This is a genomic window from Pseudomonas sp. PP3 (assembly GCF_905336995.1).
GTDB lineage: Bacteria > Pseudomonadota > Gammaproteobacteria > Pseudomonadales > Pseudomonadaceae > Aquipseudomonas > Aquipseudomonas reinekei.
This window is the reverse complement of the sequence record NZ_HG995459.1, coordinates 1,922,195-1,944,912: the sequence shown is the minus strand read 5'-3', so window position 1 is coordinate 1,944,912 and position 22,718 is coordinate 1,922,195. Positions and strand designations below refer to the sequence as shown.

22 protein-coding genes are annotated in these 22,718 nt (G+C 61.5%); 17 read left to right on the top strand and 5 right to left on the bottom strand.

All coding sequences use genetic code 11. The features are described 5' to 3' along the window. Positions 1-36: 36 nt before the first annotated feature. The 3 genes from feaR to paaY form a co-directional block, all read right to left on the bottom strand. The gene (feaR, locus tag KHO07_RS08970; protein ID WP_212626966.1) at positions 37-951 is read right to left on the bottom strand and encodes a transcriptional regulator FeaR; all 915 of its coding nucleotides are present in this window, start codon (positions 949-951) and stop codon (positions 37-39) included. A 102-nt stretch (positions 952-1,053) separates the two neighbouring features. Beyond that, positions 1,054-1,977 (bottom strand): phenylacetic acid degradation operon negative regulatory protein PaaX, encoded by a 924-nt coding sequence (gene paaX, locus KHO07_RS08965; protein ID WP_212626965.1) that lies wholly within the window; start codon positions 1,975-1,977, stop codon positions 1,054-1,056. A gap of 155 nt (positions 1,978-2,132) precedes the next feature. Beyond that, the gene (gene paaY / locus KHO07_RS08960) at positions 2,133-2,729 is read right to left on the bottom strand and encodes a phenylacetic acid degradation protein PaaY (protein ID WP_212626964.1); all 597 of its coding nucleotides are present in this window, start codon (positions 2,727-2,729) and stop codon (positions 2,133-2,135) included. Positions 2,730-3,077: 348 nt separating this feature from the next. On the opposite strand from paaY, the gene paaF reads away from it, so the two are divergent. From paaF to KHO07_RS08875, 17 genes are all read left to right on the top strand, one after another. Next, positions 3,078-3,851: a 2,3-dehydroadipyl-CoA hydratase PaaF gene (gene paaF / locus KHO07_RS08955; protein ID WP_212626963.1), complete on the top strand. Its 774-nt coding sequence runs from the start codon at positions 3,078-3,080 to the stop codon at positions 3,849-3,851. Between the two features lie 37 nt (positions 3,852-3,888). Continuing rightward, positions 3,889-4,680 (top strand): 2-(1,2-epoxy-1,2-dihydrophenyl)acetyl-CoA isomerase PaaG, encoded by a 792-nt coding sequence (gene paaG / locus KHO07_RS08950; protein WP_212626962.1) that lies wholly within the window; start codon positions 3,889-3,891, stop codon positions 4,678-4,680. 3 nt (positions 4,681-4,683) lie between these two features. Continuing rightward, on the top strand, positions 4,684-6,201 hold the full coding sequence (gene paaH, locus KHO07_RS08945; RefSeq protein WP_212626961.1) for a 3-hydroxyacyl-CoA dehydrogenase PaaH: 1,518 nt from the start codon (positions 4,684-4,686) through the stop codon (positions 6,199-6,201). Continuing rightward, positions 6,194-6,643 (top strand): hydroxyphenylacetyl-CoA thioesterase PaaI, encoded by a 450-nt coding sequence (gene paaI / locus KHO07_RS08940; protein WP_212626960.1) that lies wholly within the window; start codon positions 6,194-6,196, stop codon positions 6,641-6,643. Before paaH ends, paaI begins: the two co-directional genes overlap by 8 nt. Next, positions 6,636-7,847 (top strand): 3-oxoadipyl-CoA thiolase, encoded by a 1,212-nt coding sequence (gene pcaF / locus KHO07_RS08935; RefSeq protein ID WP_212626959.1) that lies wholly within the window; start codon positions 6,636-6,638, stop codon positions 7,845-7,847. Before paaI ends, pcaF begins: the two co-directional genes overlap by 8 nt. A gap of 99 nt (positions 7,848-7,946) precedes the next feature. Beyond that, positions 7,947-9,272: a phenylacetate--CoA ligase PaaK gene (gene paaK, locus KHO07_RS08930; protein ID WP_212626958.1), complete on the top strand. Its 1,326-nt coding sequence runs from the start codon at positions 7,947-7,949 to the stop codon at positions 9,270-9,272. Between the two features lie 994 nt (positions 9,273-10,266). Further along, entirely contained in the window at positions 10,267-11,256 is a 990-nt protein-coding gene (paaA, locus tag KHO07_RS08925; RefSeq protein WP_212626957.1) for a 1,2-phenylacetyl-CoA epoxidase subunit PaaA, read from the top strand. A 28-nt stretch (positions 11,257-11,284) separates the two neighbouring features. Further along, a complete protein-coding gene (gene paaB, locus KHO07_RS08920; RefSeq protein WP_007943393.1) occupies positions 11,285-11,566 on the top strand; it encodes a 1,2-phenylacetyl-CoA epoxidase subunit PaaB in 282 nt (93 codons plus the stop codon). Positions 11,567-11,574: 8 nt separating this feature from the next. Then, positions 11,575-12,336 (top strand): 1,2-phenylacetyl-CoA epoxidase subunit PaaC, encoded by a 762-nt coding sequence (gene paaC / locus KHO07_RS08915; protein WP_150735402.1) that lies wholly within the window; start codon positions 11,575-11,577, stop codon positions 12,334-12,336. Beyond that, entirely contained in the window at positions 12,323-12,856 is a 534-nt protein-coding gene (gene paaD, locus KHO07_RS08910) for a 1,2-phenylacetyl-CoA epoxidase subunit PaaD (RefSeq protein ID WP_212626956.1), read from the top strand. The genes paaC and paaD overlap by 14 nt, the downstream gene beginning before the upstream one ends. A 34-nt stretch (positions 12,857-12,890) precedes the next feature. After that, entirely contained in the window at positions 12,891-13,967 is a 1,077-nt protein-coding gene (gene paaE, locus KHO07_RS08905) for a 1,2-phenylacetyl-CoA epoxidase subunit PaaE (RefSeq protein WP_212626955.1), read from the top strand. 216 nt (positions 13,968-14,183) lie between these two features. Continuing rightward, on the top strand, positions 14,184-14,492 hold the full coding sequence (locus KHO07_RS08900; RefSeq protein WP_075948232.1) for a DUF485 domain-containing protein: 309 nt from the start codon (positions 14,184-14,186) through the stop codon (positions 14,490-14,492). Then, a complete protein-coding gene (locus tag KHO07_RS08895) occupies positions 14,489-16,135 on the top strand; it encodes a cation acetate symporter (RefSeq protein ID WP_150735399.1) in 1,647 nt (548 codons plus the stop codon). The genes KHO07_RS08900 and KHO07_RS08895 overlap by 4 nt, the downstream gene beginning before the upstream one ends. A gap of 34 nt (positions 16,136-16,169) precedes the next feature. Further along, on the top strand, positions 16,170-17,423 hold the full coding sequence (locus KHO07_RS08890; protein ID WP_212626954.1) for an OprD family porin: 1,254 nt from the start codon (positions 16,170-16,172) through the stop codon (positions 17,421-17,423). 58 nt (positions 17,424-17,481) lie between these two features. Continuing rightward, positions 17,482-19,551 (top strand): phenylacetic acid degradation bifunctional protein PaaZ, encoded by a 2,070-nt coding sequence (gene paaZ, locus KHO07_RS08885; RefSeq protein ID WP_212626953.1) that lies wholly within the window; start codon positions 17,482-17,484, stop codon positions 19,549-19,551. A 228-nt stretch (positions 19,552-19,779) separates the two neighbouring features. After that, positions 19,780-20,022, top strand: a complete 243-nt coding sequence (locus KHO07_RS08880) for a type II toxin-antitoxin system RelE/ParE family toxin (protein ID WP_212627601.1) — start codon at positions 19,780-19,782, stop codon at positions 20,020-20,022. Positions 20,023-20,024: 2 nt separating this feature from the next. After that, positions 20,025-20,333, top strand: coding sequence for an addiction module antidote protein (locus KHO07_RS08875; RefSeq protein ID WP_212626952.1), 309 nt, complete (start codon positions 20,025-20,027; stop codon positions 20,331-20,333). Positions 20,334-20,386: 53 nt separating this feature from the next. Here KHO07_RS08875 and KHO07_RS08870 read toward each other — a convergent pair whose 3' ends face one another. Both KHO07_RS08870 and KHO07_RS08865 read right to left on the bottom strand, forming a co-directional pair. Continuing rightward, positions 20,387-21,295: a helix-turn-helix transcriptional regulator gene (locus KHO07_RS08870; protein ID WP_212626951.1), complete on the bottom strand. Its 909-nt coding sequence runs from the start codon at positions 21,293-21,295 to the stop codon at positions 20,387-20,389. After that, entirely contained in the window at positions 21,292-22,710 is a 1,419-nt protein-coding gene (locus KHO07_RS08865; RefSeq protein ID WP_212626950.1) for an aminotransferase, read from the bottom strand. The genes KHO07_RS08870 and KHO07_RS08865 overlap by 4 nt, the downstream gene beginning before the upstream one ends. Positions 22,711-22,718: the final 8 nt, after the last annotated feature.

Here is a 22,718-nt window from a genome sequence, read left to right as displayed (position 1 = left end):
GCTCCTACAGGATTATTCGGTGCTCATGAAAATGCCTCAGGCGTGTTGCTTGCGATACTCCCCCGGCGCAATGCCAAAGCGCGATTTGAATGCTGTGGAAAAGTAACTCGAATCGGAAAAACCCCACGAATACCCCAGCACCGACAATTTCTGCTCCTTGCCCGCCTGGCGCAGCGATTCGGCGCACAGGTCCAGGCGGCGGTTCTTGATGTAGCGCGCCACCACCAGGCCTTTCTTGGCAAACATCCGGTACAGGCCTCGGGTCGACATGCCGACTTCCCGCGCCAGCCATTCCGGGCACAGCTCTTCCGAGCGGATGTGCTGATCGATAACACTCAGGGTCTTGCGGAAGGTGCGCTCGTGCAGGTCCGTGCCATCTTCGGTCTGGCTGATGGCTGGCCGCAGCAGGCTGACAATGGCTTCCAGGGTCGCTTCGCTTTCTTGCCGGGTCAGGTGCTGTTGACACGTGGCATCGAGGATCAGCCGGTGCGACAGCATGGCGATCGGTGACGTCGCGGCAATTCGGTGGCCGCATCTGACCTGATTGAAACGCAGGGTTTGCTCGACCAGCTGATAAGGCAGGATCAGCGACAACTGCCGGGAGTTTTCGCTGTAGGTGAAGTCACTGGGCCGCGAGGCATCGATCAGCGTGATATCGCCAGCGGACAACAGCACCTTGTCGTCGCCCTGAGCCATGCCCGCGGTGCCATCGAGCTGGAACACCGCAAAATACTTGCCGCCCTCGCCCGCCGCCACTTGCTGCGGCGTGCGGTAAAGCCGCGCCTGGCACGCATCGACGAAGCTGAGCTTGAGGGCGTCGCTACGGTACTCGCGGATCTGCCCGGCAAAGTCGCTGCCCAGGGGTTGTGCGTTGAATGCGCCGCAGATCTGGTTGATCTGATGGATCCACTGATCGAACCCATCCTGGCGCTGTGCGGTTGTAGAAATCATGTCAGGCCTCACGCAGGCTTATTTTTATTGTCTACGCCAATCCACACGACATCGGGATGCTTCAAGTCTCCTGAACCGCACCACTTCCTGAACAATGACGTGCTATTTCAGTCCGCCAAAACGCCGATAAAAGCTTTCACCGACATCCGGCAACGGACCATCGGCCGTTTCCAGTGCGCTGTTGAGCCACTCTTCGGCCTTGGCGTAAATCAAACGGTAAATATTGCGGCACAACTGCCGGGCCGCACGCCCTTCCCAATCGCCGGGCAACAATTCGTCCGGCAGTTGCGGGTCACGCAGCAGCAATTTGCGGTACTCGTGAATAAGCAGGATCCGCGCCAGAAAGCAGTCGGCCGGTTGCAGGTTTTCCTGCTCGCGAAGCACTTGCCAGAGCGGTCGGAACAACTGGATGAACTCGCTGTAGTGAGTCGCCAGCTCCTCAATGTTCCAGCTCTCGCGCACTTGCAGGCGCAGGGCTTTGGAGGCCAGCACATCCTGGGCGGTGGTCTCGAAGACGATGGTGTCTTCCTGGGCGCCGAGGTCGAGCAAGGTCGCGTTGACATCGGCTCGGTCGCTGCGCGGGCACGCCAGGACCACGGGCGAAATCGCACCAAAACCTTGCCATTCCAGTTCTTCGCGCACTTGTTTGCGCTTGTCCTGGGTCAATTGCGACAGCATCACCAGGCACCAGGAACCATCCCAGGCCGGCATCGTGGTGCTGTAGACCCGCTTGAAGGCCTTGTCGAAACGCCGGCGACCGGTGCCCGTCAGGCTGTAATAGCTACGGCGACCGACCTTCTCGGCGGTCAGCCAGCCTTCCTTGGTCAAACGAAAAATCGAGGTGCGGATCAGCCGTTCGTTAATGCCGATCGGCTCGAGCAATTGAATCAGGCTGCCCAGCCACACGGTGCCACCGTGGGGTTCGATGGCATCACCGTACAACGTGATGATCAAGGAACTGGCGCGAATCGGCGTCTGCTCCTGGAAGCGCGTAATCAGATGGTTCAAAGGTGTCAGGGACGACATGGGCGTACCGAGCGAAAAAAGAAAAGGAATATACCGAAAGCCATGGGGTTAAGCCCAATCCCCTTGCAGGAGCCGACTTGCTGGCGATTATCAGCTACCTGGGTGTCGACTGACACACCATCGCCAGCAAGCCGGCTCCTACAGGGGTTCCGTGTTCATGCGGTATTGCCCTTGGGCCGCAAACCACTGTCACTGATACGCGGGCGATCCGGCTCCGGTTCGCTCAAAGGTTCGCAGACCTGCATCTGTTCCAGGCAGCGCTTGGCCAGTTGCTGATACTCACGCGTTCCCGCCTGCTTCCACGTCACTTCCTGATCACTGAGGGTGCGCTTGACGCTGGCCGGGGCGCCCATGATCAGCGACTGCTCCGGGCATTCGAAACCCGCCTTGACGAACGCCGCCGCCGAAACAAAAGAACGCGGGCCGATCCGGGCGTTGTCCATCACCACCGCATTCATGCCCACCAGCGCATCGGCACCAATGCGGCAACCGTGCAGCACCGCGCCGTGGCCGATGTGGCCGTTACGTTCAACCACGGTATCGCTGTCCGGGAAGCCGTGCATCACACAGGTGTCCTGCAGATTGGCGCCCTCCTCCAGCACGATCCGTCCGAAATCGCCGCGCAGGCTGGCCAGCGGACCGACATAGCAATGCGCGCCGATGATCACGTCACCGATCAGCACGGCGGACGGGTGCACATAAGCAGTCGGGTCTACCACCGGGGTCAGGCCATCAAGGCTGTAGCAGGTCATGGGGGCGTCCTTCACAAAGCGATGCAAATAATGATTCATTTTGTATCACATCATTTTTACCAGCACAAAGACTAAAAACCGTATCACTTGGAACCGGCCTTTCCGACGAAGGCCTGCAGGGCCCTGAAATCAGCGTTCAGCTCAATGAAAACGGGATAAAACGCACCATCAGTGTCGCTCAATCGGCGATAGAACAAACTGAAAACTCGACCAATAAGACACATTAACCATATTTTAGTATTGCATTTACGTATCACGTTATAGCTATACTTGGGCAAAACCGGCCCCCGCGGCCGATCCAATAACGAGCCGGCACCGCGCCGAGCGTGCACCGTGAGGGCATCCGCCATGCCTCTAACCCTTGCCGTCGAGTTGATCGAGCCTGGCGTCCGCCTGATTACCCTGCAGCGTGCGCAAGCATTGAACGCCCTCAACACTCAATTACTGGGTGAACTGGCGGACGAACTGAGCGCCGCCCAGGCCGATCCGGCCACCCGCGTCGTCGTGCTCACCGGCAGCCGCAAAGCCTTCGCCGCCGGTGCCGACATCAAGGAAATGGCCGAGCGCGATCTGGTCGGCATCCTCGACGACCCGCGCCAGGCTTCGTGGCAGGCCATCACCCGTTTCAGCAAGCCGCTGATCGCTGCCGTCAACGGCTTCGCCCTCGGCGGTGGCTGCGAACTGGCGATGCACGCCGACATCATCATTGCCGGCGAAGACGCCCGTTTCGGCCAACCGGAGATCAACCTCGGGATCATGCCCGGCGCCGGTGGCACCCAACGCCTGCTTCGCGCCGTCGGCAAATCCATGGCCATGCAAATGGTCCTGACCGGCGAGCCGATCGACGCCCGTCAGGCCCAGCGTGCCGGCCTGGTCAGCGAAGTCACTCAACCGGAATTGACCGTCGAACGCGCCTTGCACATCGCCCGCACTATCGCCGCCAAAGCCCCACTGGCGGTACGCCTGGCCAAGGAAGCATTGCTCAAGGCCATGGACACCGATCTGGCCAGCGGTCTGCGTTTCGAGCGCCACGCCTTCACCGTGCTGGCCGGTACCCGCGACCGCAACGAAGGCATCGCCGCCTTCCAGGAAAAACGCCTGCCGACCTTCACCGGGCAGTAATCACCGAATTCGAGATCGCCAAGAGAGCGCCAAGACCATGAACTTCGAACACATCCTGTTTTCCATCGAGGCCGGCGTCGCCCTGCTCAGCCTCAACCGTCCGGAACAGCTCAACAGCTTCAATACGCAGATGCATGGCGAAGTGAAGGAAGCGCTCAAGCAAGTGCGGCAGAACCCGGACGTGCGTGTGTTGCTGCTGACCGGTGAAGGTCGCGGCTTCTGCGCTGGGCAGGATCTGAGCGATCGCAATGTCGCACCGGGCAGCGCTGTGCCGGATCTGGGGGAGTCCATCGAGAAGTTCTACAACCCGCTGATCCGCCAGTTGCGCGACCTGCCGATGCCGGTGATTTGCGCGGTCAACGGCGTGGCCGCCGGGGCCGGCGCCAACATTCCGCTGGCCTGCGACTTGGTGCTGGCGGCGCGTTCGGCGAGTTTTATCCAGGCGTTCTGCAAGATCGGGCTGATCCCTGATTCCGGTGGCACCTGGACCCTGCCGCGCCTTGTCGGCATGGCCCGCGCCAAGGCTTTGGCCCTGCTCGGCAATCGCCTGAGCGCCGAGCAAGCCGAGCAATGGGGGTTGATTTATCAGTGTGTGGACGACGCCGATTTGCGCGACGAAGCCTTGAAACTGGCCCGCCATCTGGCCACCCAGCCGACCTACGGCCTGGCATTGATCAAGCGCAGCCTGAACGCCAGCATGAGCAACAGCTTCGACGAGCAACTGGAACTGGAGCGAGACCTGCAACGTCTGGCCGGGCGCAGCGAGGATTACCGAGAAGGCGTCGGCGCCTTCATGGAAAAACGCACCCCAAGCTTCAAGGGGCGCTGAGTCATGACCGCATTGAACACATCTGCACGCATCGCCGTGATCGGCGCCGGAGCCATGGGCGCGGGCATTGCCCAGGTCGCGGCGCAGGCGGGGCATCCGGTGCTGCTGCTGGACAATCGTCCTGGCGCTGCTGCGCAAGCCATTGAAGGCATTGATCGGCAACTCGGCAAGCGAGTCGAAAACGGCAAACTGTCGGCCGAATCGCGCAGCGCAACCATTGCCCGTCTGCAGGCGGTGGAAGCCATCGAAGCGCTGGCCGATTGCGAGTTGATCATCGAGGCCATCGTCGAAAACCTTGAGGTCAAGCGTGCACTGTTCCGCCAGCTCGAAGGCATCTGTGGCGAGCATTGCATCCTCGCCAGCAACACCTCGTCGCTGTCGATCACCCGCATCGCCGCGCAACTTGATCATCCCGACCGCCTGCTGGGCCTGCACTTCTTCAATCCGGCGCCGGTGATGGCACTGGTGGAAATCGTCTCGGGGCTGTCCAGTGATCCGGCACTCGCCGAGTGCCTGTACGACACCGCCAAAGCCTGGGGCAAAAAACCGGTGCACACCCGCTCCACGCCAGGCTTCATCGTCAACCGGGTAGCGCGGCCGTTCTACGCCGAGAGCCTGCGAATGCTTCAGGAAGGCGCGGCAGACTGCTCGACACTGGATGCGGTGATGCGCGAGGCCGGCGGCTTTGCCATGGGCGCGTTCGAGCTGACCGACCTGATCGGCCATGACGTCAACTACGCCGTGACCTGTTCGGTCTTCGACGCTTATTACCAGGACACGCGCTTCCTGCCTTCGCTGATCCAGAAAGAACTGGTGGACGGTGGACGCCTGGGGCGCAAAAGCGGCCAGGGTTTCTACAGCTACAGCCCAGATGCGCAACGTCCGCAAGCCGCGCAGATCAGCAGCGAAGCGCAAGTCGACGTTTGTGCTGTCGAAGGCGACCTGGGCATTGCCCAGGGTTTGCTGGCGCGCCTGCGTGAACAAGGCGTCGAAATCATCCAGCGTGACGGCCAGGGTTTGCTGCGGGTCGGTGACGCGGTGCTGGCCCTGAGCGACGGGCGCATGGCGTGTCAGCGGGCGCGTGAAGACGGGCTGCGTAACCTGATCCTGCTGGACCTGGCGTTCGACTACGGCAAAGCCCAGCGCATCGCCATCAGTCACGCGGCGGGCATTGATCCGCTGGCTCTCGAACACGGTATCGCCCTGCTGCAACGCGCCGGGCTCAAGGTCAGCCTGCTCAGCGACAGCCCGGCCCTCGCCGTGCTGCGCACCGTGGCGATGCTCGCCAACGAAGCGGCCGATGCGTGGCTGCAAGGCGTGGCCTCGGCCGAGGACATCGACCTGGCCATGCGCGCCGGGGTCAATTACCCGCAAGGTCCGCTGGCCTGGGCCGATGCCGTCGGCCTGCCACACATCCTGAACGTGTTGGAAAACCTGCAAGCCAGCTATGGCGAAGAACGCTACCGGCCGTCGCTGTTGCTGCGCCGTCGCGTCGCCGAAGGGAGAACATTCCATGACTAACCACGAAGCCATGACCCTCGCCAGCGAGTGCGCGCAATCGCTGTTCCAGCGCGACGCCGCCAGCCAGGCCATGGGCATGCGCCTGCTCTCGGCCGGCCCCGGATGCTCCCGCGTCGGCATGACCGTACGCGCCGACATGCTCCAGGGCCACGGCACCTGCCACGGCGGTTACCTGTTCGCCCTCGCCGATTCGGCGTTTGCCTTTGCCTGCAACAGCTACAACGAGGCCACCGTGGCCATCGGTTGCAGCATCGACTACATCGCCCCGGCGCGCTTGGGCGACACGCTGAACGCCGACTGCATCGAGCAGAGCCGTTCGGGTCGCACCGGCAACTACGACGTACGCATCGAAAACCAGCAGGGCCAGTTGATCGCCCTGTTCCATGGCAAATCCTACAAAGTGCGCGGCCCGGTGCTGACGCAGGAGAACCCGAATGAATGACGCCCTGATCATCGACGCAGTCCGGACCCCGATTGGCCGTTACGCCGGCGTCCTGAGCAGCGTGCGCGCCGACGACCTTGGCGCGGTGCCGCTGCGTGAACTGCTGCGCCGTCACCCGCAAGTCGACTGGAACAGCGTCGACGACGTGATCTACGGCTGCGCCAACCAGGCCGGCGAAGACAACCGCAACGTCGCGCGCATGTCGGCGCTGCTGGCCGGTTTGCCGGTCAGCGTGCCAGGCACCACCCTCAATCGCCTGTGCGGCTCGGGGCTGGACGCTATCGGCACTGCCGCCCGGGCGATTCGCAGCGGCGAAACCGGGCTGATGCTGGTCGGTGGCGTTGAGTCCATGTCCCGTGCACCGCTGGTGATGGGCAAGGCCGAGCAGGCGTTTTCCCGTGCGGCCGAGATGTTCGACACCACCATCGGCTGGCGCTTCGTCAATCCTCTGATGAAAAAGACCTACGGCATCGATTCCATGCCGGAAACGGCAGAGAATGTCGCCGAACAGTTCAACATCTCCCGCGCCGACCAGGACGCCTTCGCCCTGCGCAGCCAGCAACGCGCCGCTGCCGCCCAGGCCAATGGGCGTCTGGCCAAGGAAATCGTTGCGGTCGAAATCCCGCAGCGCAAAGGCCCGGCCAAAGTGGTCGAGCACGACGAACACCCGCGCGGCGATACCACCCTCGAGCAGCTGGCCAAACTCGGCACGCCATTCCGCGAAGGCGGGAGCATCACCGCCGGCAACGCCTCCGGGGTCAACGACGGTGCCTGCGCGCTGCTGCTGGCCAGCCCGGAAGTCGCCAAGCGCCACGGCCTGATTGCACGTGGTCGGGTGGTGGCGATGGCCACCGCTGGCGTCGAGCCACGCATCATGGGCATCGGCCCGGTGCCGGCCACGCGCAAAGTGCTGGAACTGGCCAACCTGAGCCTGGCGGACATGGACGTGATCGAGCTCAACGAAGCCTTCGCCGCACAGGGTCTGGCGGTGCTGCGCGAGCTCGGCCTGAGCGACACCGACCCACGGGTCAACCCCAACGGCGGTGCCATCGCCCTCGGCCACCCATTGGGCATGAGCGGCGCGCGCCTGGTGACCACCGCCCTGCACGAGCTGGAAGAACGTAATGGCCGCTACGCCCTGTGCACCATGTGCATCGGGGTTGGCCAGGGGATCGCGCTGATCATCGAGCGTCTATCCCACTAAAGAATCGCGATTCCCCGGGAGCCGAGAGGTATCCTTGGGGCATGCACTCAAAGCCCCTGAACGTAGGGGCTGGAACACAAAAACAATTCGAGTGAACACATGAACATGCCAATTGCCCAAGCCGTGTTGAACCCTGTGCTGGACCCGCTGGAAACCGCCAGCATCGACGAGCTGCGCCAGCATCAGCTGGAGCGCCTGCGCTGGAGCCTGAACCACGCCTACAACAATGTGCCGCTGTACCGTCAGCGTTTCGATGCGCTGGGCGTGCACCCGGACGACATCAGATCCCTCGACGACCAGGCGAAGTTTCCGTTCACCACCAAGTCCGACCTGCGCGACAACTACCCGTACGGCATGTTTGCCGTGCCGATGCACGACATCGTGCGCCTGCACGCCTCCAGCGGCACCACCGGCAAACCGACCGTGGTCGGCTACACCCAGAACGATATCGACACCTGGGCCAACGTGGTTGCCCGTTCGATCCGCGCTGCCGGTGGCCGCCGTGGCGACAAGGTGCACATCTCCTACGGCTACGGCCTGTTCACCGGCGGCCTCGGCGCGCACTACGGCGCCGAACGCCTGGGTTGCACGGTGATCCCGATGTCCGGTGGCCAGACTGAAAAACAAGTGCAACTGATCAAGGATTTCCAGCCGGACATCATCATGGTCACGCCGTCCTACATGCTCAATATCGCCGACGAAATCGAGCGCCAAGGCATCGACCCGCACAAACTGGCCCTGCGCCTGGGCATCTTCGGCGCCGAGCCGTGGACCGCCGAACTGCGCAACGCCATCGAGGCACGCTTGGGGATAACCGCCCTGGACATCTACGGCCTCTCGGAAATCATGGGCCCGGGCGTCGCCATGGAATGCGCCGAAACCAAGGACGGCCCGACGATCTGGGAAGACCACTTCTACCCGGAAATCATCGATCCGGTGACCGGCGAAGTGCTGCCGGACGGGCAGATGGGCGAACTGGTGTTCACATCCCTTAGCAAAGAAGCCCTGCCGATGATCCGCTACCGCACCCGCGACCTGACGCGCCTGCTGCCGGGCACCGCACGGCCGATGCGCCGCATCGACAAAATCACCGGCCGCAGCGATGACATGCTGATCATTCGCGGGGTCAACGTGTTCCCGACGCAGATTGAAGAACAGGTGCTCAAAGTCAAACAGCTTGCCGAATGCTATGAGATCCATCTGTATCGCAATGGCAATCTGGACAGCGTTGATGTGCATGTCGAGTTGAAAGCTGAGCACCAGCACCTGAGCAATGAACAGCAGAAGGCTGTTTGTGGCGAGTTGAGCAAGCACATCAAGACGTACATCGGCATCAGTTCGCGGATTGTCTTGCAGCCGTTCCATTCGATCAAACGGTCGGAAGGCAAGGCTTGCCACGTGTTGGATAACCGTCCGAAAGCATGACTGCTGCACCCTTTTGAGCCCCGCTTTTGCGGGGCTTTTTTTGTGTTTTTTTGATCCGCGTAGTCCCTGTGGGAGCTGGGTTGCCAGCGATGGCGGCCTGACAGCCGACCGTGTCATTGCTGGTGTACATATCCGTTGCTGTGGTCACGGCCACTTAGGGTTCCGCCCTTACGGCGGGTCACTTGGAAAAGCGCCAAGTAACCAAGCGCTTTTGCCCCTTTCGTTCGGTGCCTCGCTGTGGCTCGGCATGCCCTCGCTCCGGTCCTGCTCCGTGGGCCCGCCGCCATCGGCCATCCATGGCCGGGGGCGGCTAACCCGGCATCCATGCCGGGTTGCCCACTGCGCAGAACCTCCACTCGGCCTCACGAGGGGGCGAGTACCGCCACAGCACCGCGAGGCGGCCTACCGGCCGGCCTGTTTAACTGGTTCGTGCGCATCTCCCTCTGTAGGAGCCGGCTTGCTGGCGATGGCGGCCGTTCAGACGACATCGTTGCGCCTGACATAGCGCTATCGCCAGCAGGCTGGCCCCACAGTTGGATTGGGGCATTTGGTAATGATTGGGTGATTGGCAGGGCGCTATCGCCAGCAAGCCGGCTCCTACAGTTGATCTGAGTACACCCGAGCTCTTCACCACTCAACAGGCCGAGCGTTAGCTCGCCTGCAGCTCTTGATCTTGACCTTGATCCACCCGCCCCCTCGGAAGGATGAATGCCGGAGCGAAGGAACGCCGAGCCTTAGCGAGGGGCCGGACGCTCGGGGCGAGCCTTTTTTTGCTTACTTTTTTTTGGCGTTTGAAAAAAAAGTGAGTCGCCGTAAGGGCGAAACCGCCAGTGGCCGTTACCAAAGAAATGGATATGTACGCCGACCTCCCCCCATTCATCCCAAAGCGATACAAAAAACAATTACGACACGTCATTTTGTGTTTGATATTAATTTCTGTATCGCTTATAAAGTTCTCCATGCCCCAGAACAGATTCAAGGCGGGAACTGAAAAATGTACGCACAGCTCGTAGAAACCGGCGTCAAGCGCATCAAGGACCTCTCGGAGATGTCCGAACAGGAACGCGTCTTCCAGGAAAAAATCGATTCAGAAATCAAGATCGAAGCCAAGAACTGGATGCCAGATGCCTACCGCCAGACCCTGATCCGGCAGATTTCCCAGCACGCCCACTCCGAAATCGTCGGCATGCTGCCCGAAGGCAACTGGGTCACCCGCGCCCCATCGCTCAAACGCAAACTGCAACTGATGGCCAAGATCCAGGACGAAGCCGGCCACGGCCTGTACCTGTACAGCGCCATGGAAACCCTCGGCGCCGATCGCGACGAAGAAATCGCCAAGCTGCACAGCGGCAAGGCCAAGTACTCGAGCATCTTCAATTACCCGACGCTGAACTGGGCCGACATGGGCGCGGTGGGCTGGCTGGTCGATGGTGCGGCGATCGTCAACCAGGTGGTGCTGCAGCGCACCTCCTACGGCCCCTACTCCCGGGCCATGGTGCGTATCTGCAAGGAAGAGAGCTTCCACCAGCGCCAGGGCTACGAAATCCTCCTGACCATGATGCGTCACGGTACTCAGGCGCAAAAAGACATGGTCCAGGACGCGATCAACCGCCTGTGGTGGCCGTCGCTGATGATGTTCGGCCCAAGCGACGAACACTCGCCCAACAGTGCTCAATCCATGGCCTGGAAAATCAAGCGCCAGAGCAACGACGAACTGCGCCAGCGCTTCATCGACCAGACCATCCCGCAACTGGAACTGCTGGGCTGCACCTGCCCCGATCCGGATCTGAAGTGGAACGCCGAACGCGGCCACTACGACTTCGGCGAAATCCAGTGGAGCGAATTCTACGAAGTGCTCAAGGGCAACGGCCCGTGCAACCAGGAACGCGTCGCCACCCGCCGCAAGGCGATTGAAGACGGTGCCTGGGTGCGTGAAGCCGCCGTCGCCCATGCCCGCAAAAAACAAAACAAGAACGCCGCCTGATCCGGCCACCTGATGTGGAGTAACTGATATGTCCGAGTGGACCCTCTTCGAAGTCTTCGTGCGCAGCAAGCACGGCCTCAACCACAAGCACGTCGGCAGCGTGCATGCCGCTGACACCACCATGGCCATCGAGAACGCGCGCGAGCTCTACACCCGTCGCAGCGAAGGCGTGAGCCTGTGGGTGGTGCCTTCGGCACTGATCACCGCTTCGTCGCCGGATGAAAAAGACCCGCTGTTCGATCCGTCGGACGACAAGGTTTACCGCCACGCCAGCTTCTACGAGCTGCCGGCCGAAGTCGGGCACATGTGAGGTCGACCATGAATAACAAGACCGATCTGATCGAATACCTGCTGCGCCTCGGCGACAGCGCCCTGATCCAGGGCCAGCGCCTGTGCCAATGGTGCGGCAAGGCGCCGGCGCTGGAAGAAGAACTGGCGCTGATGAACGTCGGTCTCGACCTGGTGGGCCAGGCGCGCAACTGGCTGGAATACGCCGCCGAATTGCTGGACGACGGCCGCGATGCCGATCACCTGGCATTCCGCCGTGACGAGCGTGCCTATCGCAACCTGCTGCTGGTGGAGCAACCCAACGGCGATTTCGCGGTGACCATGCTCAAGCAGTTCCTCTATGACGCCTGGCATCTGCCGGTGCTGCAGGGCCTGAGCCAGTCCAGCGACGAGCGTATCGCCGGGATTGCCGCCAAGGCGGTGAAGGAAGTGACCTATCACCTGCGCCGCTCCGGCGAATGGATCGAGCGTATGGGCGACGGCACCGAGGAAAGCAATCGGCGCATGCTCGCCGCGATTCCCGAGGTCTGGCGCTTCACCGTTGAACTGATCGCCGCCGATGACAGCGAACAGCGACTGTGCGCAGCCGGCATCACTGCGGACATCGCCAGCGTCGCCGCCCAGTGGCAAGCCAAAGTCGAGCAGATCTTCAGCAGCGCCACCCTGCCCGTGCCCGCGACGCCAAGCTATTTCTACCTGAATGCACGCACAGGCCTGCACACCGAACACCTGGGCATTCTGCTGGCCGAAATGCAGTTCCTGCCACGAGCGTACCCCGATGCAACCTGGTGAGCTGATCGCCAGCGACCTCGGCGCCCGGCCGGCTCAACCGACCGACCTGGCTGCCGCGTGGGCGATCCTGTCCGAAGTCATGGACCCGGAAGTGCCGGTGGTCAGTGTCGTCGACCTCGGCATCGTCCGCGATCTGGACTGGCAGGCCGGTCACCTTCACGTGGTGGTTACGCCGACCTACTCCGGTTGCCCGGCCACCGAAGTGATCGAGAGCGACATCCGCGAAGCCCTGGAACTCGCCGGGTTCAAGGCGCCGCAGCTGGAGCGCAAATTGACCCCGGCCTGGACCACCGACTGGATCAGCGACAGCGGTCGCGAACGCCTGCGCGCCTACGGCATCGCCCCGCCCGAAGGCAGCACCAGCAAGCGCAGCCTGCTGGGTGAAAGCCCACTGGTTTTATGCCCGCAATGCGCCAGCGCCCACACCGAGGTGCTCAGCGAGTTCGGCTCCACTGCGTGCAAGGCCCTGTACCGCTGCGTCGATTGCCGGGAACCGTTCGATTATTTCAAGTGCATCTGAGCGGCGAATCGGCCGTCCCAGCTGGAGAACAACAATGAGCAAATTTCACAGCCTGACCATCAAGGACGTGCGCGCCGAGACCCGTGATGCGGTGTCCATCGCCTTCGAGATTCCGCAGGAGCTGCAAGACAGTTTTCATTACACCCAGGGCCAGCACCTGGTGATGCGCACCCAACTGGACGGTGAAGAAGTGCGCCGTTCCTATTCGATCTGCACCGGGGTCAACGACGGTGAACTGCGTGTCGCCATCAAGCGTGTGGCCGGTGGGCGCTTCTCGGCGTTTGCCAACGAACAGCTGAAAGCCGGGCACACCCTGGAAGTGATGCCACCGGCCGGACACTTCTGCGTCGAACTCGACCCGGCGCACCATGGCAACTACCTGGCGGTGGCGGCCGGCAGCGGCATCACGCCGATCCTGTCGATCATCAAGACCACCCTGGAAACCGAACCCCACAGCCGCGTCACCCTGCTGTACGGCAACCGCTCAAGCTCCGGCGCGCTGTTCCGCGAACAACTGGAAGACCTGAAAAACCGCTACCTGCAACGCCTGAACCTGATCTTCGTGTTCAGCCGCGAACAGCAGGACGTCGACCTGTACAACGGCCGGATCAACGCCGAGAAATGCGAGCAACTGTTCAGCCGCTGGATCGACGTCAAGGCCCTCGACGCTGCTTTCATCTGCGGCCCACAGGAAATGACCGAGACCGTGCGCGACAGCCTCAAGGCCAAGGGCATGCAGCCCGGGCGCATCCATTTCGAACTGTTCGCCGCCGCCGGCAGCCAGCAAAAGCGCGAAGCCCGCGAAGCGGCGCGGCAAGTGGATGCGGCGGTCAGCCAGATCACCGTGATCAGCGACGGCCGCGCCCTGGCGTTCGACCTGCCGCGCAACAGCCAGAGCATCCTCGATGCGGGCAATGCCCAGGGCGCCGAACTGCCCTACTCGTGCAAGGCCGGCGTGTGCTCGACCTGCAAGTGCAAGGTCATCGAAGGCGAAGTGGAAATGGACAGCAACCACGCCCTGGAAGACTACGAGGTGGCCGCCGGTTATGTGCTGTCGTGCCAGGCCTTCCCGGTCAGCGACAAGGTGGTGCTGGATTTCGATCAGCTTTGATGCTTCTGCCGCCATCGAATGATCCACAAAATCCTGTGGCGAGGGAGCTTGCTCCCGCTGGGCTGCGAAGCGGCCCCAAAACCGGCCATCTCGTTTAGTCAGAGAGAACGCGGATGCTGGATTTACGACGGCTGCACCGCCGAGCGGGAGCAAGCTCCCTCGCCACAAGAGCCAGACACAGTTCGTTCATACAAAAACAACAAAGGAGCGCGCCTCATGACACCCCAGGAAATAGAACTCATCCGCCAGCACCCGGATTTCATCCAGCTGGTTCGTCGCAAACAGAAGCTGTACTGGTCACTGAGCCTGGCCATGCTGGTGATCTATTACGGCTTCGTACTGCTGGTGGCTTTCTCCCCTTCTACCCTCGGCCAATCCCTGAGTGGCGGCGTGACCACCGTGGGCATGCTGGTGGGTGTGGTGATCGTGCTACTGGCCTTTGCCCTGACCGGTTTCTATGTCTATCGCGCCAACAACGTGATCGACCCGTTGAATGAAAAACTCAAGCAGGAGTGCGCCCGATGAGCCGTCTTCTCGCGTTGTTCCTGCTGCCGCTGGCGGCAGTCACTGATCTGGCGGTGGCCGCCGACGGCGCGTCCCGCCCGCTGAACTGGAACGCCATCGGCATGTTCCTGGTGTTCGTGCTGTTCACCCTCGGCGTGACGCGCTGGGCGGCACTGCGCACCCGCTCCGCCAGCGACTTCTATACCGCTGGCGGCGGCATGAGCGGTTTTCAGAACGGTCTGGCGATTGCCGGCGATATGATCTCGGCAGCCTCGTTCCTCGGCATTTCCGCAATGATGTTCCTCAACGGCTACGACGGCCTGCTCTACGCCTTGGGTGTATTGGCCGGCTGGCCGATCATCCTGTTCCTGATTGCCGAGCGCCTGCGCAATCTCGGGAAATACACCTTTGCCGACGTGGTTTCCTATCGCCTGGAACAAACCCCGGTGCGCCTGACTTCGGCGTTCGGCACCCTGACCGTGGCACTGATGTACCTGGTGGCGCAGATGGTTGGCGCCGGCAAGCTGATCGAATTGCTGTTCGGCATCGACTACCTCTACGCCGTGATGCTGGTCGGCGTATTGATGGTCTTCTACGTCACCTTCGGCGGCATGCTCGCCACCACCTGGGTGCAGATCATCAAGGCCGTGATGCTGCTGTTCGGCACCAGTTTCATGGCGTTCATGGTGCTCAAGCACTTCGGTTTCAGCACCGAAGCGATGTTTGCCGGTGCCACTGCCGTGCACGCCAAGGGCGGCGCGATCATGGCCCCCGGCGGCTTGCTGTCCAACCCGATCGACGCGATTTCCCTGGGCCTGGGCATGATGTTCGGTACCGCCGGTTTGCCTCACATCCTGATGCGCTTTTTCACCGTCAGCGATGCCAAGGAAGCGCGTAAAAGCGTGTTCTACGCCACCGGCTTCATCGGTTACTTCTATCTGCTGCTGATCATCGTCGGTTTCGGCGCCATCGTCATGGTTGGCACCGACCCGGCATTCCGTGACGCCAGCGGCGCGATCATCGGCGGTGGCAACATGATCGCCGTGCACCTGGCCCAGGCCGTGGGCGGCAACCTGTTCCTCGGTTTCATCTCGGCGGTGGCCTTCGCCACCATTCTCGCGGTGGTGGCCGGTCTGGCGCTGTCCGGCGCCTCGGCGGTGTCCCACGACCTGTATGCCTGCGTGATGCGCAAGGGCCAGGCCAGCGAACAACAAGAGATGCGCGTGTCGCGTATCGCCACCCTGTGCATCGGCGTGTTGGCAATCATCCTCGGCCTGCTGTTCGAGTCGCAGAACATCGCCTTCCTCTCGGGCCTGGTACTCGCCATCGCCGCCTCGGTGAATTTCCCGGTGCTGTTCCTTTCGATGTACTGGAAAGGCCTGACCACCCGTGGCGCGGTCGTTGGCAGCCTGTCCGGACTGGTTTCGGCAATTGTCCTGCTGGTACTGAGCCCGGCGGTGTGGGTCAACGTGATGCATCACGACAAGGCGCTGTTCCCGTACGCCAACCCGGCCCTGTTTTCCATGAGCCTGGCGTTCTTTAGTGCATGGCTGTTTTCCGTCACCGACGCCTCGCCCCGGGCCGCCCTGGAGCGCGGCCGTTATCTGGCGCAGTTCATTCGCTCGATGACCGGCATCGGTGCCTCCGGCGCCAGCAAACACTAAACGACGATCGATCCGTTGGCAGGGAATAAAAATAATGAAACCCGCACGTACTGCACCTTACGAATCACTGTTTTCGCTGGCCGCCGCATTGAGTCTGCCCATGATCGCGCCCAGCGCCATGGCCGACTTCGTTGGCGACAGCAAGGCCCGTATCGAAATGCGTAACCACTACATCAACCGCGATTTCCGTCAGGACAACGCACCGCAATCGAAGGCCGAAGAATGGGCCCAGGGGTTCACTGCGCGGGTCGAATCCGGGTTCACCGACGGCACCTTCGGTTTCGGTCTCGACGCACTGGGTGAGCTGGGGCTCAAGCTCGACTCCAGCGCGGATCGCCGTGGCACCGGGCTGCTGCCGTTTGGCCCGCAGAGCCATGAACCCGACGACGATTACAGCGAACTGGGCCTGACCGGCAAGTTGCGGGTGTCCAAAAGCGTATTGAAACTCGGCACCCTGCAGCCCTTGTTGCCCGTGGCGACTTACAACGACACGCGCCTGCTGGCTTCGACTTTCAAAGGTGGCTTGCTGACCAGCCAGGAGATCGACGGCCTGACGGTGAATGCCGGACGCCTGACCAAGGCCAACCTGCGCGATTCTTCCAGCAACGATGACATCGGCTACGGCGCCGCCACCAGCGATCACTTCGACTTCGGTGGCGGCAGCTACGCGTTCAGTCCGCAACTGAACGTGAGCTACTACTACGGCAAGCTCGAACAGATCTACCGCCAGCAATTCGTCGGACTGATTCACACGCAACCGCTGGGCAACGGCTTCAACCTGCGCAGCGACATCCGCTATTTCGACAGCCGTGGCGACGGCGCCGAGCGGGCCGGGCGCATCGACAACCGCAACTTCAACAGCATGTTCACGGTGTCCCACGGTGCCCACAAGGTCAGCGCCACCTACCAGCAACTGTCTGGCGACAGCGCCTTTCCGTTCCTCAATGGCGGTGACCCGTACGTGGTCAACCTGGTGACCTACAACACCTACACCCGCGCCGACGAGGACTCCTGGCAGCTGCGTTACGACTATGACTTCGCGGCGCAAGGCATTCCCGGTCTGACCTTCATGACCCGCTACACCGACGGTCGCCACGTCAAGGCCGGCACCGTCGACAACGGGCGCGAATGGGAGCGCGACACCGATATCAGCTACGTCATCCAGAGCGGTGTGTTCAAGAACGTCAGCCTGCGCTGGCGCAACGTGACCTTCCGCTCCGGCAATGGCTTGACGACCGCCCTCGATGAAAACCGCCTGATCGTCGGTTACACCGTGGCGCTTTGGTAATTCCGAACTGGCGCGGTCGAGGCCGCGCCACAACCCTTCCTGACCAGGAGCAATCGTGATGTCCTCTTCACCTGCACTGCATGCCCCCATCCTGCAAAGTTTCATCGCCGGTCGCTGGATCGGCCAACACGGCGCGCAGGTCCTGCGCAGTGCCATCGACGGCCATGAAATCGCCCGCACCCATGAGGAGCACCCGGACTTCGCCGAGGCCATCGAGCATGGTCGTCGCCAGGGCATCAGCGGTTTGATGGCACTGGATTTCCAGCAACGCGCCCAACGCCTCAAGGCGCTGGCCCTGTACCTGAGCGAGCGCAAGGAACAGCTCTACGCGATTTCCCACCACAGCGGCGCGACCCGCGCCGACAGCTGGATCGACATCGAGGGCGGCAACAGCACGCTGTTCACCTACGCCAGCCTCGGTGCCCGAGAACTGCCGTCGGGCAACGTCGTCCACGAGGGCCCGGCCATGCAGCTGAGCAAAATGGGCACGTTCGCCGGCACCCACATTCTGGTGCCTCGCGGTGGCCTGGCGGTGCACATCAACGCGTTCAACTTCCCGATCTGGGGCATGCTGGAAAAATTCGCCCCAAGCTTCCTCGCCGGCATGCCGTGCATTGTCAAACCGGCCAGCGCCACCAGCTACCTGACGGAAGCCGTGGTGCGCCTGATGGACGAATCCGGCCTGTTGCCAGCGGGCAGCCTGCAACTGATCATCGGCGGCACCGGCGACCTGCTCGACCGCCTGCAAGGCCAGGACGTAGTGACCTTCACCGGTTCCGCCGACACCGCGGCCAAGCTGCGAGTCAACCCGAACCTGATTCGCAATTCGGTGCCGTTCAACGCCGAAGCCGACTCGCTGAACTGCGCCATTCTCGCCCCGGACGTGACCCCGGATGACGAAGAGTTCGAGCTGTTCATCAAGGAAGTCGCCCGGGAAATGACCACCAAGGCCGGGCAGAAATGCACCGCCATCCGCCGCGCCATTGTCCCGGCCAAACACATCGATGCCGTGGCTACGCGCCTGCGTGATCGCCTGGCAAAAGTGGTGGTTGGCGACCCGTCGGTGGAAGGCGTACGCATGGGTGCGCTGGCGTCCCACGACCAGCAGAAGGACGTGGCTGAGCGTCTGCAAGCGCTGTTGCAGAGCAGCGACATGCTGTTTGGCGCCCGCGACAGTTTCGAACCGCGTGGTGAAAATGTCGACAAAGGCGCGTTCTTCGCCCCGACCCTGTTGCAGGCCCGCGACCCGCACGCCGAAGGTGGCGCCCACGATATCGAAGCGTTCGGTCCGGTCAGCACGCTGATGGCCTACGACGACCTCGACGAAGCACTGGCCCTGGCCGCGCGCGGCAAAGGCAGCCTGGTGGCCAGTTTGATCACCAAGGATCCGCAAATCGCCGCCAAAGCGATTCCGGTGGCGGCTGCGTTGCATGGTCGCTTGCTGGTGCTGGATCGTGAATCCGCCGGCGAATCCACCGGCCACGGCTCGCCACTGCCGCAACTCAAGCACGGCGGCCCGGGTCGTGCCGGTGGCGGTGAAGAGCTCGGTGGCCTGCGTGCGGTGAAACACTACCTGCAACGCGCGGCGGTGCAAGGTTCGCCGACCATGCTGGCGGCGGTTACCGGTGAGTACGTGCGCGGTGCCAAGGTCATCGAGACTGAAGTGCATCCGTTCCGTCGCTACTTCCAGGACCTGCAGATTGGCGAATCGCTGCTGACTCACCGCCGCACGGTGACCGAGGCCGATCTGGTGAACTTCGGCTGCCTGTCGGGCGACCACTTCTACATGCACTTTGACGACATTGCGGCCAAGGAATCGCAATTCGGCAAGCGCATCGCCCACGGGTATTTCGTGCTGTCGGCAGCGGCCGGTCTGTTCGTATCCCCCGGCGTCGGCCCGGTGCTGGCCAACTATGGCCTGGACACCTTGCGCTTCATCAATCCAGTGGGCATCGGCGACACCATCCAGGCGCGCCTGACCTGCAAACGCAAAATCGACCAGGGCAAGAAGAACCCACAAGGCATCCCGCAAGGGGTGGTGGCGTGGGACGTGGAAGTGACCAACCAGCTCGGTGAACTGGTGGCGAGTTATGACATTTTGACCTTGGTCGTAAAACGCGAGGATTGATCTGGCTATCTGTTGACCGCAGATCTTGCGGTCAACCACAGATCAAAATGTGAGCGGGCTGGTTGCCACAAAACTTCCTCGCTGTACCGCACAACCCCACTCATTTCGCGGAAAAATCAACGGTAATCGAAGAAATGTCTGACTGTTCGGCCGTATCCATTTGGATACAGTCGCGCAATGAATTATCTTGTCCAGCAAACAGCGATCTTCCGCTAATGGCACACCTCAATCCGTGATTTGCGGGCAAGGATTGCCATAGCTCGTCGCATTGAACGCGCCTGCGCGGGTAATTTGGGCGATATCAAGCCATTGGGTGATGGCGTTTCCGAGATGCGCGTGGATGTGGGTGCCGGATACCGGGTTTACTTCACGATGCGCAAGACCGTTGTCATCGTCCTGCTCGCCGGAGGCGACAAATCATCACAAAACGCTGATATCAAACGTGCAAAAAAAATGGCAAAGGAGGTTTAACCATGAGCCAGACTTTGACGACTTTCGACATGGCGTCTCTGCTCGACAGCGATGAGGCCATCAGCGAATACCTGTCCCAAGTGCTAGCGGATGGTGAGAATGAGGAATTTCTTCGTGCCGTCAGGTACGTGGTAAAGGCCCGAGGCATGACACAGGTAGCCAAAGATTCCGGAATGGGCCGCGAAAGCCTGTACAAAGCCTTCGCTCCAGGCGCAAAACCACGCTTCCATACGGTTTTGAAAGTGATTCACGCGCTGGGTATCGATCTATATGCGCAGCCGGGTCATGTCATCAATCACTCGAACCCTTGAATGAATCACTAGATTTGATGTGGTTCGGGCGTGTTCCGGCGAGCTTTTGACTTTCAATGTTTGCGCAACCACTCGATAAACAACGCAAACAATTCCGACTGCGACCCCACTTCCAGCTTCAGATACAGGTTCTTGCGGTGCATGCGCACGGTTTCCGGGGAGATGCTCATCTGGCTGGCCGTGGATTTCACCGAATGTCCGCGCAGGACCATGTGCGCCACTTGCCGCTCACGCTCGGTCAACAGATCGCTGCCGAATTGCTCGAAAGCCGACTGCACCCGATGCTTGAGATCATCGCGCCTGCCCTGATCCTGATCGCACTGAATCTCGCTAATGCGCAGCATCCCGCGTTGACTGAACTCACTGATGAATTCCCGCACCAGTGGCTCCACGGCGCGCAGCAGATTCAACTGCTCGGCGCACAGGCATTCGCCTCCGAACCCTTGGAAAAGGCTGAGTGAAATCTTCGTGTCATTGCCGGTATCGACGATGTAGTAGCTGTCTTCCGAACAGCCCGCCTTCAGGTAATAGGATTTGTAGTAGTCGCTGTCGAAAAAGTTGTCCGGGGCGATTTCCTCCAGGTGATAAAACCCTTGCGCCAACCCCTGCTCCACCGCCAGGCAGAACGGGTCGAGCAAATAGCCCCCGGCAAAATAGCGCTCAAGAATCGACACTTGATACTGCTGCCCGATCCCGCGCTGATGCAGCAACTGCGGCGCGCGGTCCTTGCGCTCCAGGCTGATCATCATCGACTCGACGCACGCCAGTTGCGCCAAAGCTGACGCCAGGTATTGCAGGGCGTCAGGCTCATCGATATGGGCGAATGCCTCGCGCATTCCCCCATGCCATTTGTGCAACGCCCCGAAGGGCATTGCGATCAGCGTATCGTCGTCTGGTTTGCTCATGCCCCGCAGTCTAGCGGCTGAGCAAGCCCTTGGTAACAGCCTGACTGACGAATTCATTGGCCCGCGTACTGTCCGCTCGCTTCAAGCTCGGTCGCCACCTCCAGAATGCACACCCGCAGGATCTCGACGATCTCATCGACCTGGGCATAGGTGAGGATCAACGGCGGCGACATCACGTTGAGGTGCATGATCGGCCGTACCAACAACCCCCGAGCCTGTGCCCGCAGGTGAATTTTCTCGCCAATGTTGATCTCGTCGGCAAACAGCGCCTTGGTGCGTTTGTCCGCAACGAATTCCACGCACGCCATCAGTTTCAGGCAACGCACATCGCCCACCAACGGCAAGTCCCGCAGCGTGGCGAGGCGCTGTTCCAGATAGCCGCCGACATCATCGACATGGGCCAGCAGGTTTTCCCGCTCGATGATTTCGATGTTCTTCAGCGCCGCCGTGCAGCACACCGGATGCCCGCTGTAGGTGAAACCGTGGGTGAAGCAGCGGCCCTTGCCCGGCTCGGCAATGACGTTCCAGATACGGTCGGAAAAAATGCACGCGCCCAGCGGCAGGTAAGCCGAGGTCAGGCCCTTGGCAGTGGTGATGATGTCGGGCTGCACGTCGAATACGTCGAGAGAAGCAAAGAACTTGCCCAGGCGCCCGAACGACGTCACCACTTCATCGGCAACGAACAGGATGTCGTAGCGCTGGCAGACTTCCCACATGCGTTTGAGGTAACCCTTGGGCGGAATGATCACCCCACCGGACCCCATCACCGGCTCGGCAAAAAAGCCGGCGACCTTGTCCGCGCCAATCGACTGGATCTTGTCTTCGAACTCCTTGACCAGAAATTCGAGGAACTGCGCTTCGTCCATGCCGTCCGGTGCGCGATACGGGTTGGGGTTGGAGACATGGTGAATCAGCGGATTGGCGTAATCGAACTCCGGCACCCGGTCGGCAGCCTTGTTACCAATGGACATGGTCAGCGTGGTGGAGCCGTGATACGCGTTGAAGCGAGCGATGACGTGTTTCTTTTCCGGTTTGCCACGGCAGTTCTGGTAGTACTGGATCAGCCGGTACGCGGTGTCCACGGCGGTGGAGCCGCCGGTGGTCAGGAACACATGATCGAGATCGCCCGGCGCCAGGCTGGCGAGCTTCTCGCAGAGCTGAATCGCCACGTTGTTGGACATGTCGGAAAACGGATTCGAGTAAGCCAGTTGCCGCACTTGATCGGCGATAGCCTCGGCCATTTCCTCACGGCCAAGCCCGATGTTGGTGCACCACATCCCGCCCACGGCATCGAGGAAACGGTTGCCCTGGGTGTCGTAGATGTAGGCGCCGTCGCCTGCGACGATGTTCAGCGAGCCGTGTTCGGCGTGCTCGTCGAACACGTGATAGCCGTGCATATGGTGGGCCTTGTCAGCCTTGACCAGCCGGGACTCGTCCGCTGGGGAAAAAACGGTGCGTGTTGGCGTCGCCATAAATAAAC